The following is a 14,074-nucleotide window of genomic DNA, read 5'->3' on the forward strand; positions in this document are numbered from 1 at the left end:
ACGGTCCGTCTCGTGGCGCGGGCGACCTCGGCCACGGGGAGGTCGAAGACGTCGGCCACGGCTCCCAGAGTGTAGGGGATCATGTAGGGCGCGTTGGTGCGTCCGCGGTAGGGCATGGGCGCGAGATACGGCGCATCCGTCTCCACCATGACATGGTCGATCCCCACGATCCTCGCCGATTCGCGGATGCCGTCGTTGCCCTTGTACCCCACCGTCCCGGACAGGCTCAGATACCATCCGTGCTCGCGGGCGATGCGTCCCATGCCGGCATCCCCCGAATAGCTGTGGAAGACCGTGAACTCGGGGCTTCCGTCCGCCAGCAGCGTCTCGATGACCTGCCGGTGCGCGTCCCTGTCATGGATCTGCAGCGGAAGTCCCAGCTCCTTGGCGAGCGCGATATGGTCCCGGAAGGCCTGCCTCTGGATCTCCTCGGCCCCCGGCCCGGTGCGGAACAGGTCCATGCCCGTCTCCCCGATGGCCACCACCTGACCGGGATGCGCCAGGCACAGCCGATGCACCTCGGCCAGAGCGTCCCCGAACGCCAGGTCATGCCATGGCCGATAGGTCACGGGCAGGCCGTCCGGTCCGGGGACGCCGCGATGGCCGTGGAGCACGGCTTCGTTGGGGTGGATGGCGAGCGCCGCATGCACGGTTCCTGGATGCGCCAGGGCCATGTCCACGGCGGTGGACAGATGCGGGTACTCGCAGCCGACGTCGATCACGCCTTCCACGCCGACCGCGGACGCCTGATCCAGCAGCTCGTCCACCGAGTACACGGGGACGGGCGGCTGCTCGCGCTCGCGCGCCTGCCGGTCCATCTCCTGCGAGAAGGGGACCACGGACGCCACATGCGTGTGGTCGTCGACGACGCGGGCGTCCGCCGGAAGCGGCTCGGGGGCGGGGGCCCAGCTGCGGTCGCGATGATGATGCCTTGCCATGCCTCCACACTAGGCAGTCCCCATGCCGTCATGACACCGCGCATGCCGTCTGACACCGCCGGCTGCAGCTCGGGACCCGGCGGCGGCTGCGACGCCCGCAACGACGCTCGCGGCGGCCCCTGCATCCATCGGCAGGCTCAGGAAGGGTGTCACGCGGACCAGCCCCACGCCCTTCCTTGCGCGGGAGTCGATTCGCGGGCTACGCGCGGCGTGCGGCCGCGTACTGGGACTCGACCAGCCGCCAGTAGGCCCCATGTCTGGCCATGAGCTCGGCATGGCTGCCACGTTCGACGATCCGGCCGTGGTCCACATAGCAGATGAGGTCGGCGTCCTCTATGGTGGAGAGCCGATGGGCGATGACGAAGCTGGTGCGACCCTTGAGCATATGGGAGATGCCGGCCTGGAGAGCCTCCTCCGTCCGCGTATCGATGCTGCTGGTGGCCTCGTCGAGCACGAGGATCCTCGGGTCGGACAGCAGCACCCGTGCGAAGGAGATCAGCTGACGCTGGCCCGCGGACAGCGTCGATCCGCGCTCCTGCACGACGGTGTCGTAGCCCTCGGGGAGCTCCGCGATGAACTCGTGGGCATGGACGGCCCTCGCGGCCTCCTCGATCTCCTCGTCGGTCGCGTCCAGCCGTCCATAGCGGATGTTGTCGCGGATCGTCCCGGAGAAGATGAAGGGGTCCTGGAGCATGATCCCCATCTGTCCACGCAAGGATTCCAGAGTCACCTGGCGCACGTCGTATCCGTCGATGAGCACGGCCCCCTCCGTCACGTCGTAGAAGCGCGACAGCAGACTGACGACGGTCGTCTTCCCGGCTCCCGTGGGGCCGACGAGAGCCACCGTCTGCCCGGGATCGGCGTGCAGGCTGACCAGATTGAGGATGTTGGGCCCGTCCTCGTCGTACCGGAACACCACGTCGCGGAAGTCCACCCGTCCACGGACCTGGGGAAGACGGACGGCGTCAGGGGCGTCGACGATGGACGGCCTGACGTCGAGGGTCTCGAAGATCCTCTCGAGGTATGCCGAGCAGGTGATGAGCTGGTTGTAGAAGTTCCCCATGTCGATCACGGGGCTCCAGAAATTGTTCGCGTATCCCACGAAGGCGATGAGCACGCCGGTGGACACGTCGACGCCGCCGACGCCCATGATGCCGACGTAGTAGAGGAAGGCGATCGTCATGGTCGAGATGGTCTGCACCCCCGGCCACATCAGCATCTGGATGTGGACCGCCTTCATCCAGAAGTCACGCACCTCCCCCTGCTGCCTCTGGAAGGCCATGAACTGGCTCTTCTCCTGGGCGAAGGTCTGGGTGGTCTTCACCCCGGCGATGGACTCATGGATATAGGCGTTGAGATTGCTCTGCTTGTTGGACAGCCTCTGGTAGGCCCGGCGCTGGAAGACCTGGAGGATTCTCACCCACAGCACCAGCAGCGGGAAGAGGACGAGGCTCCACAGCGCAAGCCTCCAGTCCAGCACGAACATGACGGCAAGCGTGACGATGAAGGTGAACACGTCGGAGATGACGTTGATCAGCCCCGAGGAGAGGGTGTCGGACAACGTGTTGACGTAGTTGACGACGCGGATGAGGATCTTGCCATGCGGGCGCGAGTCGAAGTAGTCGAAGGGCAGCGTCTGGATATGGGTGAACAGGTCCCGCCTCATGCTGCGAAGCATCAGCTGGCCCACCCGCGTAATCGAGACCGTCCGATAGCGCAGGCCGATCTCGTAGACGACGATGAGGGCCGCCAGTATCCCCGACAGAAGACCCAGCCTCGGCAGGTCCCCGTGCGGGATCACGTCGTCGATCATGATCTTCGTCAGATAGGGGACGGTGACGACGATGGAGCTCATCATCACCACGACGGCGAGGATCTTCGCGATGCTCCCGGCATACGGCCGCAGATAGGCGACGATGCGTCCGAGGTCATGGAGGTTGATGCGCTCCTCGAGCTCCTCGTCCTCGCGGGACGTGTTGCGCTGTGCCATGGTCCCTCCTCCTACGATTCGAATCCCTGGGGCTCGCCCGACTGCAGGCCCAGCTGTCGGCGGTAGATCTCCCAGTACCGTCCATGGGCGGCGACGAGCTGGTCGTGGGCGCCACGCTCGACGATTCTCCCGTGCTCAAGAACGAGGATCAGATCGCAGTCCCTGACCGACGAGATCCGATGGGCGATGGTGATGGTGGTTCTGCCGCCTCCCATCTCGAGCAGATGACGCTGTATCTCGGCCTCGGTCTCCATGTCGACGGCGGAGGTCGTGTCGTCCATCACGAGGATCGCCGGGTCGTCGGCAAGCGCCCGGGCGAGGCTGAGACGCTGCTTCTGACCGCCGGAAAGACCGACGCCGCGTTCGCCCACGATGGTGTTGTAGCCCTCGGGGAGCTCGCGGATGAAGTCGTCGGCCCCGGCGATGCGGGCCATGCGCCGAATGTACGTCTCGTCATGCGCCTGCCCGGCGGCGAAGCCGATGTTCCCGACGATCGTGTCGGAGAAGAGGAAGGTGTCCTGGGCGACGATGCACACCTGGCTGCGGAGGGTCGCGAGAGGCCAGTCGCGCACGTCGATGCCGTCGATGAGCACATGCCCCACCGTGGGGTCGTAGAAGCGCGATATGAGGCTGACGAGGGTCGACTTGCCGGAGCCGGTCTCCCCCAGGATGCCGAGCTTCCTTCCCGCCGGAAGGACGAAATCGACGTCCTTGAGGATGGGGACGTCCGGATCGTCGGGGAAGGCGAAGCTGACGTGGTCGAAGCGTATCTCGCCGCTCATGCGCTCGGCCACGTGCCGGCGCCCCTCATCCCCGGTCACCTTCGCCTGGATGACGGCGGCCTGGTGGACCTCCGTCGCGGCGTCGGGCCTTTCGACGATGCGCGGCCGGGCCGTGAGCAGACGCCGGATCTTGACGCAGCTGGCATTGAAGCGCTGCCAGTCGTTGATAAGCCATCCGAACTGCCTGACCGGGCCGTCAAGCATCCACAGGAAGCTGCTGAAGCTGACGAGGTTCCCCAGGGTCATCGTGCCGCGGATGACGAGAAGCCCGCCGAAGCCGAGCGTGATGAGCTGCAGAGAGAATCCCAGGCCATCCATCCACGGCATGTAGCGTCGGCTGTTCTCGGCGAGGTCCATGTTGCGATCCATGTAGTCCTGGTTGCGCTCATCGAACTTCCGCGTCTCATGGTCCTCCCGGACGAAGGCCTTGACTATCCGGTTGCCCTCGATGTTCTCCTCCACCATCGAGTTCAGGCTGGCCAGCGAGTTCCGGATGGCCAGAAAGAGGGGACGGGCGTGCGAGGCCAGCCGCCGAGTCAGAAGGAACAGGGGCGGAACCACGCAGGCGAGGGCCAGGGCGAGCCTCCAGTCGATCCAGGCCATCACGCACAGCGACCCGAGAACCATGACGACGGCGTCGGCCATCTGATAGGTGACCCAGCTGAGGAAATGCCGTATGGCATCGGTATCGGAGGTCATGCGGCTCATGATGTCGCCCACCCGCGTGTGGTTGAAATAGGTGAAGTCGAGCTCGTGGAGCTTCTCGTACTCGTCGCTGACCAGCCGGTAGATGGAGTTCTGCCCGAACCGTTCCATCCAGAGCTGATAGCCGTATCTCGACACCACGCGGACCAGCGTCACCAGCACCATGAGGACGCACAGCGGCACGAGCCGGTCGCGACGACCCTGGGTGATCACCTGGTCGACTATCAGGCCGGCGATAAGCGGCGAGATGATGGCAAGCGTGTCATTGAGGAGGAAAAGGACCAGGGAACCGGCCACGCGGGGAAGGTCCGGACGGCAGTAGGGAAGAATCCACCGCAGGTTCCCGGCGTCGCTGTTGCTGGATGAATTGACGTACATCGACCCTGCCTACCGCCCATCCTCACTGATCTGGGTATGTTTCGCCGCACTGCTCCATCGACGGATTCCAGCACCGACGCGAAGCCATGGTAACCACAGGGCGTTCCCTTCCTCTCACGGAATGACGTCGGGCGAGTCGTCGACGGGTACCGTCCGTGAATACGCATTCCCGCAGCCGCCACGCCGCCGTTCTCGCCGGGACGACCCCATAATGGGTGAGAGCGAGACCGTGATCGGCGCGGTTCGGACGACTCCCCGGATGTGGGGACGCGCTCCGCCGGAGGACGCGGAAACCCCGTGCAGGCGGCGCCAGCGGCATGAAAGGACGGCAATGACGGCATCGGACAGGACGACGGCGGGGATGGCCGACGCGATGAGGCCGACGACGGGAGGGCAGGCCCGTCATCGCGGAACGCCGAAGTCCGAGAACGACGGAGTCGACCCCTCGATCGTCGAGCGCGCTCGGCGCTGGAGCGACATGGACGAGGATCTCATCGACGTCCCCGAGGACCTGGCCCGGTCCATCTTCGACGCCCGATGCGCCATGGCCTCGTCGGACGTCCCCCGCACGCCGCTGTGGCGCGACCCGGACGGGGTGGACGTTCTCACGGACATCCCCTATCTGCCGGACGGCGATTCGGTGCGCGGCCATCGGCTCGACCTCTATCTTCCCCAAGACGCGGTGCTGCGCGGCGGGCATACGACCCCCGTGTTCATCGACGTCCACGGCGGCGCCTTCTGCTATGGGTCCAAGGAGCTCAACCGCAACTTCGCCACGCATCTATGCGCTCTGGGCTTCGGCGTCATCGGCCTCAACTACCGCGTCGCCCCGCAGACGGACCTCCGGGGACAGCTGGCGGACATCCAGGCGGGACTGAGGTGGGTGAAGACGCACGCCGAGGAGCATCCGCTCGACCCGTCGACGGTGTTCCTCACCGGGGACTCGGCGGGAGCCGCACTGGCGCTGCTCACCCTCGCCATCGAATCCTCGTCGGACGCGGCCCGCGCCTTCGGGATCCGCAGGGCCTCGGAACTGCGGCTTTCGGGCGCCGCACTCGTCTCGGGCGTATACGACCTGTCCCGCAACGGAGCTCCCGGCACCGGGCGGCATCGCACCTACACCTCGCTGAAGGGCACGGTGGGCGAGGCCTTCTTCGCCGGCCTCGACGACGCGCAGAGGTGGCTGACGCCGCAGGGCCTGGTGAGGTCGGCGCAGCTTCCCCCTCTGTTCCTCACCACCAGCAGCGACGACTTCCTCGAATCGGAGACCCTGGATCTGGCGGCTGCACTGGCACGCCGGCACGCCGACTTCGAGCTGCACGACTGGAAGGCGCCACGCCACCAGACGCTGGGGCATGTCTTCCCCGTCTGCCTGACATGGCTGGAGGAGAGCCGACGGGCGCTCGATCTTATGAGGGACTTCGCGCTGTCCAGGGCGTAGGCGGCGCGGCCGGGATGGAGATCAGGGGGTCGGGGAAACCGGGAACGAAAAAGAAGAAGCCCGGTGGAGGGGGATTCCGCCGGGCAGGAGAAGAGAGAAGAAGGGTTCAGTTATGGGGTTCGGCTGGGAGCCTCGCCATCGGTATCCGTATCACCTTCAACCGCTGACATGACTGATATAACCAGCGGATTCTTGGAGAATCACCCCGGTATCCTGAAAGTTCTCTGAGAATCCAGTGGCGGTATTGTGTCTCCTTCGTCAAGGAGGCCTCCCGAAGTCCGTCCGTCGAATCGTCGGGTGCGTCACCCGATCGCCGCGCATCCTCCTCCGCGAGGATCGGGAGCCGCCGGCGCGAATCCGCGCGGCCGGCGCGTCCGCACCGACCGGCGGACCCGTCACCGAATCCGTCTACTTCTCCTCGTTCGTCTCGTCCTCATGCAGACGGGCCTTGGCCTCCTCGAACCTCTTCCGCTCCGCCGCCCGACGCTCGGCGAGCTGGGTCTCGAAGCGGGCGAGCTCCTCGTCGACGGCCTCCTTGGGGATCTTCGCGAAGATCGGCTCGGCCGTGGGCACGGCGGCCCCGGCGACCAGCGGTTCGCTCGCCCACGGATGCACCGTGCGGCCCAGCTCGTAGTCGCCGGTGATGATGGGATAGCGGAAACCGGGCCTGTCGAGGTCCTCGACCTCCTCGATATGCGGCAGCGGCGAGAACGTGCCGGTGCCGCCGAGCGCCTCCCACACCTTCTGCGCCGAATGCGGCAGGAACGGCGCCAGCAGATGATTGGCGTCCGACACGGCCTGCGCCGCGACGTGGAGCACCGTGCCGAGACGCGCCTCATCGTCCTTGATCTTCCACGGCTCGGTGGCGGAGACGTACTTGTTGATGTCGCCGACCACCCGCATGGCCTCCGAAAGCGCGTTCTTCTGGCGATGACGCTCGATCAGCCCGCCGACCACGTCGAAGGCGGCCGCGGTCTGTTCGAGCAGGGCGCGGTCCTCGCCGGTCATGGAATCCTCGTCAAGCGGCGGGATCGACCCGAAGTTCCTGTTGATGAGATTGGCGACGCGGTTGACGAGGTTGCCCCAGCTCGAGGCCAGCTCCTCGTTGTTATGACGCACGAACTCCGACCAGGTGAAGTCGGAGTCGGAGCTTTCCGGCCCCGCCACCGAGATGTAGTAGCGCACCGCATCCACCGGGTAGCGCGACAGAATGTCCTTGACGTAGATGACGACGCCACGCGAGGAGCTGAACTTCTTGCCCTCCATCGTCATGAACTCGGAGGCGACCACCTGCTCGGGGAGGTTGAGCGGCCCGAGCCTGCCGGTCTCGCCGCCCTTGGATCCCTTGCCGTTGTAGGCGATCATCTCCGAGGGCCAGATCTGGGAGTGGAAGGTGATGTTGTCCTTGCCCATGAAATAGTAGCCGGGGGTCGCCGGATCGTTCCACCAGGCGCGCCAGGCCTCGGGGTCGCCCTTGCGGCGGGCCCATTCGATGGAGGCCGACAGGTAGCCGATGACGGCGTCGAACCATACGTACAGCTTCTTGTTGGGGTTGTCGATCCACCCCTCGACCGGCACGGGGATGCCCCAGTCGATGTCGCGCGTGATGGCGCGCGGGCGGACCTCCCTGAACAGGCCCAGCGAGAAGTTGATGACGTTCGTGCGCCAGCCCTCGCGGGTCTTCAGCCAGGCGAGATTGGCCTCGGCGAGCGCCGGAAGATCGAGGAAGAAGTGCTCGGTCTCCTCGAAGCGCGGGGTCTCGCCGTTGATCTTGCTCACCGGGTTGATGAGCTCGTCGGGGTCCAGCTCGTTGCCGCAGTTGTCGCACTGGTCGCCACGGGCGCCGTCGGCCCCGCAGATGGGGCAGGTGCCCTCGATGTAGCGGTCCGGCAGCGTGCGTCCGGTGGACGGCGAGATGGCGACCTTCTGGGTCCCCTTGTAGATGTACCCGTTCTTCAGGCACTGGGTGAACAGCTCCTGGACGACCTTCTCGTGGTTGCCGGTGGTGGTTCTGGTGAACAGGTCGTAGCTCAGCCCCAGGTCGCACAGGTCCTTGGCGATCACCGCGTTGTAGCGGTCGGCGAGCTGCTGGGCCGTCACGCCCTCCTTCTCCGCCTCCACCAGGATCGGCGTCCCGTGCTCGTCGGTGCCGGACACCATCAGCACCTTGTTGCCCTTCATGCGCTCATAGCGCGCGTAGACGTCGGATGGCACGCCGAAGCCCGCGACATGGCCGATGTGGCGGGGCCCATTGGCGTACGGCCAGGCGACATTGACGAGAATATGACTCATGATTCCCGATTATCGGCCCCGTCGGGGACAGGGGGTCGACCGACGGGGCCTGTGCAGGCGCCTGGAAAGGCCCTTCCGGTCCCATCCACAAATCCCCATTCCTCGGAGGCGACGCCAGAAGGCCCTACGGCATGTCCTAGCCTGCCGTAATGGAGCAGAGAACCCAGAAGACGATGGCGACCTCCCCGAGCACCGGAACGGTGCAGGTGCTGGGCAGGATCGCGACCGCCTCGCACCCCGCGGGACGACCCGGATCATCACCCCACGGCCAGGGGGCGCCCCATGCCCCGGCCTCCCCACGGATCGGGCCCTCCCGGCGCCCGCACGGCGGACCGCAGGGACATGCCCGCCCCCCGGTGCCCCTGCTGGTCATGGCGGACAGCCTTCCCGGTCCGCTGAGCCTGCGCCATCTGACGCGGCATGGCGTCATCCGCACGCTGGACCATCGCACGGGCGGCTACACCTGCCTGCAGGCGCGCACGCTCTCCGGCAGAGGCGCCATCGTGGGGACGATGCTTCCTCCGGACACGGCCGCCTGCATGGGTCTCGCCGCCTGGGTGTGGCTGGGAGGACGGTTCCCCGACACCATCGATATCGTGTCCGATTCGCATTTCCGCTCGCTTGTGCATGGACGGCGAATCCGTGTGTTCAATCGCAAGACCTCCGCCAGGGACGTCATGGTCATCTCCGGCATCCGGGTCACGGCCCCCGCGCGAACGGTCTGCGATCTGACGCTGCTGCCGGACGCGGAGTTCGCGGCGTTGGGAGGTCTCGAACGGATCCGCGAGCTGCTGGACGACTATGACGTCCATCCCCACGAATGCGTGCAGGTCCTCGACGAGAACCGTTTCTGGCCGAACATCCGCACGGCCAGAAGACGTCTGGCCGAAGTCGGGGCCACGGCGTGACGGAACCGCATCGTTCGCTCTGCCGCCCGCGGGCCTGAACGTGGCGGGGACCGACGAACCCGTCCTTCCGCCCCCTCCGCCCTGACGCCCGTGGGTCGCAGACGACCCGGTCACGACATCCACCGATTCGGGGAGGAGCCGGCATGGCGTTTCGGAAGTGGCGAATACGGAGGGACCGCACATCGGCGGGAAGGCACAAGGCGGAAAGGTCTCAGGAGACAAGGCCTAGGGCAGGGCAGCCCAGGAGAAGACAACCCGACCGCCCGGAGGACCTGGGACGACGACTGAGTGAATGCGGTCCCTCGTCGCCCGAGCGGAGAACGCGCTCCGCCCACGGGGAGAACGACGCCGCAGCCACACCCCCGCATCCGCCACGACGCCTGGACGCGCAGGCCGCCTGCGACCCGGACTGCGACCGCGCGATCCTCTGGCGCATCGCCCGCGAGCGCCCCGACCTGCGCCGATGGCTGGTGGCCAACCCACGCGCCGACGCCGGGCTTCTGGAGTTCATCGCGCAGGCCGGAGGGCCGGGGGTCACCCAGGCTCTTCTCGTGCTTCTCGAAACACTGGACGAGTCTAGGAGCGCATCTCCAGAACCGCCGCGTACACCTGCTTGCGGTTCGCCAGGGACCCGTCGGGCATCGGATGCTCCTCGATGACCTCGGCGATGGCGTCCTTGATGCGCAGCCCGTCCTCCCGCGCGCGGTCGATGGACAGCACCGCCAGATCCTCGACGCTCAGGGCGGAGGATGCTGCCGCATCCGCCTCGTCCTCGGACGCGCCGGCCACGACGAGCACGATCTCGCCGCGCGGAGGGTCCTCCACGACGCCCCGGCGGATTCCCTCCACGGTCCCCCGGCGGATCTCCTCGTAGTCCTTCGTCAGCTCCCGGCAGAGCGCCATCCGGCGGTCGGGACCGAAGGCGTCGAGAAGGTCGTCCATCGACTCCGCGATGCGATGGGGGGTTTCGTAGAGGATCATCGTCCGCCGCTCCGCCTGCAGGGTGCGCAGATGGCGGACGCGCTCGGCGTGCCGACGGGACAGGAAGCCCTCGTAGCAGAAGCGGTCCGTCGGCAGTCCGGACAATGCGAGCGCGTCCAGGGCGGCGCTGGGTCCGGGGGCGCAGGTGACCGGAAGCCCACGGTCGATGGCGCGGCGGACGATGGCGACGCCCGGGTCGTTGATGGTCGGCATGCCCGCGTCCGAGACCACCAGCACCGTGGCCCCCGCCTTCACCTCGTCCAGCAGACCGTCGCTGCGCTCGCGCTCGTTGTGGTCGTGGTACGCGACCACCCGTCCCCCGACCCTCACGCCCAGCCTGTTGGCCAGGTCGTACAGCCGGCGCGTGTCCTCGGCGGCGATCACGTCCGCATGCTCGATAAGGCCGACGAGCCTGGACGAGGCGTCGGCCACGTTGCCGATGGGCGTGGCCGCCAGCACCACGCGGCCGACCCCGAAGGCATGCCCATCGGAACCATCGGAACCGGGGACCGGAACCGGAACCGAGACGACGTCGCCCCGATCCTCACGATCCAGGTCATCATCCGTCACCGGGTCGGTGCGGACGCCATCCGCCGCGGCCACCCCCGGCCCGACGCCCCCCAGGGGAAGCTCATCCCTCCCCGGCCCGTCATCGTCATGGGGACCGTCATCATGGGGAATCTGGGAAGCTTGGATGGTCGTCGCGGTCATGCCCACCAGTATCCCCTAAAGTATCCCCTAAGGTGGGGGATGATGGGAGCGCGAATGAGGATCACGGCCTTGCATGCCCGTAAGCCGGAGTCCGAACCGTCCACGGTGACGGACGACGACGGAACGGACGAGGATGCCGTCGTCGGCACCGCGGCATGGCGTCTCGCCTGGCGGATGCGCGCGGCAACGGCGGCGTTCCTCGGCCATCGTCGTCTCATCGGCTGGCTGCTCACCCTGCTGGTAGCGGCCTTCGGCGGCGCCCTGCGGTTCTGGCGTCTGGCCGAGCCCCGGGCCGTGGTGTTCGACGAGACGTACTACGTCAAGGACGCCTGGACGATGATCATGACCGGCGAGGCCCGCGACTGGCCCGAAACGGTCCGGTCCGACGGCATGGACGTCGCCGTCAACGACCTCTTCGCCGCGGGGGACACGAACCACTGGCTGAGCACGGCCGAATACGTCGTGCATCCCCCCCTGGGCAAATGGCTGATCGCGATCGGGCTGAGGCTTTTCGGCGGGGCGTCGAACCCCTTCGCCTGGCGTGCCAGCGTGGCCGTGGCCGGGACCGTGGCCATCATCCTCATGATCCGCGTGGCGCTGCGGCTTTTCCGCAACCTGCCCATCGCCCTCATGGCCGGCGTGCTCATGTCCGTCGACGGCGTGGCCATCGTCCTGAGCCGCACGGGACTGCTCGACAACTTCATCATGGTGTTCGCCCTCGGGGCCTTCAGCCTGCTGCTCATCCATCGCGACTGGGCGCGCAAACGGCTGCGGGAGCAGTTCGCCCTCGACTCCTCCCGCAGGTCCGCGCGCTGGCTGGTCCGCGGCACGCGCCGCCATCCCCGTATGGTGCTCGACGCCCGGGGGCCGCGCATCGCCTTCTCGTGGTGGCGCGTGGGCGCGACCGTGCTGCTCGGCATGGCCACGGGCGTCAAATGGTCGGGCATCTACTTCTTCGCCGTGTTCTGCCTGTTCAGCGTCCTGTGGGACGCCTGGGAGCGCCGGAGGGCGGGCTACCGCTTCTGGCTGTGGTCCGGGCTCGTGCGCGACGGGATCCCCGCCGCCCTGTACATGGTGCCGCTGTACGGGCTGACGTATCTGGCGGACTGGACGAACTGGTTCATCCACCCCGACTCCTACATGCACGACTGGGCGGCGGAGAACCCGGGCCAGGGGGTGACCTGGCTGCCGGAGGGTCTGCGCTCCTTCGTGCAGTACCACGTGGACATGTGGAAGTTCCACACCACGCTCGACGTTCCGCACGCCTACAAGGCGAACCCGCTCACCTGGCCGCTGCAGGTGCGGCCGACGAGCTTCTACTGGGAGTGGCTGGACGGGCATCCGGGGCTGTGCTCGCTGGATACGAGCCAGCGCTGCGTGTCCGCGGTGACCTCGCTCGGCAACCCGCTGATCTGGTGGCTCGGATCGGCCTGCGTGATTGCAGGAATCGTCATCGCGATCCGTCGCCGCGGCGACTGGCGGATCTGGGCCGTGCTCGCCGGCTTCCTCGGCGGATGGCTCCCGTGGGCGCAGTATCTCCACCGCACCACCTTCACCTTCTACTGCATCGTCATCCTCCCGTGGATCATCCTCGCGATCTGCTACGTGGCCGACTGGCTGCGCTCGCGCATATCCCCCGCCGCGTGGAGGACGACGGTCGGCGTCACGATGGGCGTCGTCATCATCGTCTCCGTCTTCTTCTACCCGATCTGGACGGCGATGCCCGTGCCCTACGGGTTCTGGCTGAGTCATATGTGGTTCAGCTCCTGGATCTGACGGCGACGTTCGACGCGTGAACGCAGCGCGCGTGAACGTTCGGGTCGGGAAATCGGATGCCCACGCCCGAAGCGGGAAGACTTGCTAGGGTGAACGACCAGAGCGCCGCCGCCGGAACGACGGCGGACCATCATCACCAGGAGCCGCCCGAACCATGAACGCAATCAGCTTCTTCGTCAGGCTTCTCAGGGATCCCCGAACCGCCATCGCCACGTGGATCGGCATGGGCGTGGCGCCGACGCTGGGGTTCATCTTCCTCATCGTGTTCATCGAGACCGGCGTCGTGTTCTTCCCGTTCCTTCCGGGCGACTCGCTGCTGTTCGCCGCCGGCTTCTTCGCAGCGCCCGACGCGACGACCGGTGTGGCTGCGCTTCCCTTAGCCGTCCTGCTGCCGGTGGTCTGGTGCGCGCCGATCGTCGGCGACCAGTGCAACTACTTCATCGGGCGCTTCTTTGGACGTCGGATCATCGATTCGGGCAGGGTGAAGGCCATGACCCCCGAGCGCATCGCGAAGACGGAGGCGATGATCGAGAAGTGGGGGCCGCTCGCCGTGTTCCTCGGGCGGTTCTTCCCCTTCATCCGCACCTTCATGCCCTTCATCTCCGGCATCTCCGGCATGCGCTGGGGCCGTTTCACGCCGTTCTCCGTGCTGGGCGGACTGACCTGGTCCACGCTGTTCACCCTGCTCGGCTACTTCTTCGGCGGCATCAGGGTGGTGCAGGACAACTTCGAGCTCGTCATCGTGGCCATTCTGCTCATCTCCCTGATCCCGACCTTCGTGGGACTGTGGAAGGCGAAGTTCGGGCGTCGGAAGGATGCGGACGCGGAGTCCTGAGGGGAGTCAGGGGAGACGAGGCCATGCGGATTGCGCCGGTACGGGGGTTGTATTAGAGTGTCGTGAGTTGCCCGATGGGGCAATGGGGCTGTAGCTCAGTTGGTAGAGCGCTTCGTTCGCATCGAAGAGGTCGAGGTTTCGATTACCTTCAGCTCCACGAGCGGTCTTCGGGGGTGGTTCCCCGGAGGCCTTTTTCATTTTCGTCCGCCCCTTCCTCGCTGCGCGAAAGCTGACGATTCCCCCGTCCGGCTGGAAGAATGGCGATGTATGAAGGTGGCTGCGAAGCGCTCGTCATGGCACTGACCCGAGACAGTCATGCATCGACCCGTGGCGGGCA

At 66.7% G+C, this 14,074-nt stretch carries 9 protein-coding genes and 1 tRNA gene; 5 read left to right on the forward strand and 5 right to left on the reverse strand.

Going from position 1 to position 14,074, the window contains the following annotated elements:
• From RWX87_RS05560 to RWX87_RS05570, 3 genes are all read right to left on the reverse strand, one after another.
• On the reverse strand, positions 1-938 hold a 938-nt coding region (locus RWX87_RS05560; protein ID WP_314688431.1), incomplete at its 3' end, for a TatD family hydrolase.
• A 199-nt stretch (positions 939-1,137) separates the two neighbouring features.
• Positions 1,138-2,928: an ABC transporter ATP-binding protein gene (locus RWX87_RS05565; protein WP_314688433.1), complete on the reverse strand. Its 1,791-nt coding sequence runs from the start codon at positions 2,926-2,928 to the stop codon at positions 1,138-1,140.
• An 11-nt stretch (positions 2,929-2,939) separates the two neighbouring features.
• On the reverse strand, positions 2,940-4,793 hold the full coding sequence (locus tag RWX87_RS05570) for an ABC transporter ATP-binding protein (RefSeq protein WP_314688436.1): 1,854 nt from the start codon (positions 4,791-4,793) through the stop codon (positions 2,940-2,942).
• Positions 4,794-5,124: 331 nt separating this feature from the next.
• On the opposite strand from RWX87_RS05570, the gene RWX87_RS05575 reads away from it, so the two are divergent.
• Positions 5,125-6,234 (forward strand): alpha/beta hydrolase, encoded by a 1,110-nt coding sequence (locus tag RWX87_RS05575; RefSeq protein ID WP_314688439.1) that lies wholly within the window; start codon positions 5,125-5,127, stop codon positions 6,232-6,234.
• A gap of 408 nt (positions 6,235-6,642) precedes the next feature.
• Here the strand turns inward: RWX87_RS05575 and metG are convergent, their stop codons facing one another.
• Positions 6,643-8,526 carry a methionine--tRNA ligase gene (gene metG, locus RWX87_RS05580; RefSeq protein ID WP_314688441.1) on the reverse strand — a complete coding sequence of 628 codons (1,884 nt, stop codon included), beginning with the start codon at positions 8,524-8,526 and terminating at the stop codon, positions 6,643-6,645.
• Between the two features lie 371 nt (positions 8,527-8,897).
• On the opposite strand from metG, the gene RWX87_RS05585 reads away from it, so the two are divergent.
• Positions 8,898-9,434 carry a hypothetical protein gene (locus tag RWX87_RS05585; protein WP_314688443.1) on the forward strand — a complete coding sequence of 179 codons (537 nt, stop codon included), beginning with the start codon at positions 8,898-8,900 and terminating at the stop codon, positions 9,432-9,434.
• A gap of 576 nt (positions 9,435-10,010) precedes the next feature.
• On the opposite strand, the gene rsmI is transcribed toward RWX87_RS05585, so the two are convergent.
• Positions 10,011-11,126 carry a 16S rRNA (cytidine(1402)-2'-O)-methyltransferase gene (gene rsmI, locus RWX87_RS05590; protein WP_314688445.1) on the reverse strand — a complete coding sequence of 372 codons (1,116 nt, stop codon included), beginning with the start codon at positions 11,124-11,126 and terminating at the stop codon, positions 10,011-10,013.
• Between the two features lie 174 nt (positions 11,127-11,300).
• Here rsmI and RWX87_RS05595 point away from each other — a divergent pair, with 174 nt between their 5' ends.
• The 3 genes from RWX87_RS05595 (at position 11,301) to RWX87_RS05605 (ending at position 13,894) form a co-directional block, all read left to right on the forward strand.
• Positions 11,301-12,902, forward strand: coding sequence for a phospholipid carrier-dependent glycosyltransferase (locus RWX87_RS05595; RefSeq protein ID WP_314688448.1), 1,602 nt, complete (start codon positions 11,301-11,303; stop codon positions 12,900-12,902).
• Between the two features lie 154 nt (positions 12,903-13,056).
• Entirely contained in the window at positions 13,057-13,737 is a 681-nt protein-coding gene (locus RWX87_RS05600) for a VTT domain-containing protein (protein ID WP_314688447.1), read from the forward strand.
• An 84-nt stretch (positions 13,738-13,821) separates the two neighbouring features.
• Positions 13,822-13,894 (forward strand) — tRNA-Ala (locus RWX87_RS05605).
• The last annotated feature ends 180 nt before the right edge of the window (positions 13,895-14,074 follow it).

The sequence above is a fragment of the uncultured Bifidobacterium sp. genome (assembly GCF_963540075.1).
In the GTDB taxonomy this organism is placed as follows: Bacteria; Actinomycetota; Actinomycetes; order Actinomycetales; family Bifidobacteriaceae; genus Bifidobacterium.

Excerpts from the sequence above, each read along its gene's own strand:
- RWX87_RS05565 (WP_314688433.1), bottom strand. The coding sequence starts at position 2,928 with ATGGCACAGCGCAACACGTCCCGCGAGGACGAGGAGCTCGAGGAGCGC.
- RWX87_RS05570 (WP_314688436.1), bottom strand. The coding sequence starts at position 4,793 with ATGTACGTCAATTCATCCAGCAACAGCGACGCCGGGAACCTGCGGTGG.
- RWX87_RS05575 (WP_314688439.1), top strand. The coding sequence starts at position 5,125 with ATGACGGCATCGGACAGGACGACGGCGGGGATGGCCGACGCGATGAGG.
- metG (WP_314688441.1), bottom strand. The coding sequence starts at position 8,526 with ATGAGTCATATTCTCGTCAATGTCGCCTGGCCGTACGCCAATGGGCCC.
- RWX87_RS05585 (WP_314688443.1), top strand. The coding sequence starts at position 8,898 with ATGGCGGACAGCCTTCCCGGTCCGCTGAGCCTGCGCCATCTGACGCGG.
- rsmI (WP_314688445.1), bottom strand. The coding sequence starts at position 11,126 with ATGACCGCGACGACCATCCAAGCTTCCCAGATTCCCCATGATGACGGT.
- RWX87_RS05595 (WP_314688448.1), top strand. The coding sequence starts at position 11,301 with ATGCGCGCGGCAACGGCGGCGTTCCTCGGCCATCGTCGTCTCATCGGC.
- RWX87_RS05600 (WP_314688447.1), top strand. The coding sequence starts at position 13,057 with ATGAACGCAATCAGCTTCTTCGTCAGGCTTCTCAGGGATCCCCGAACC.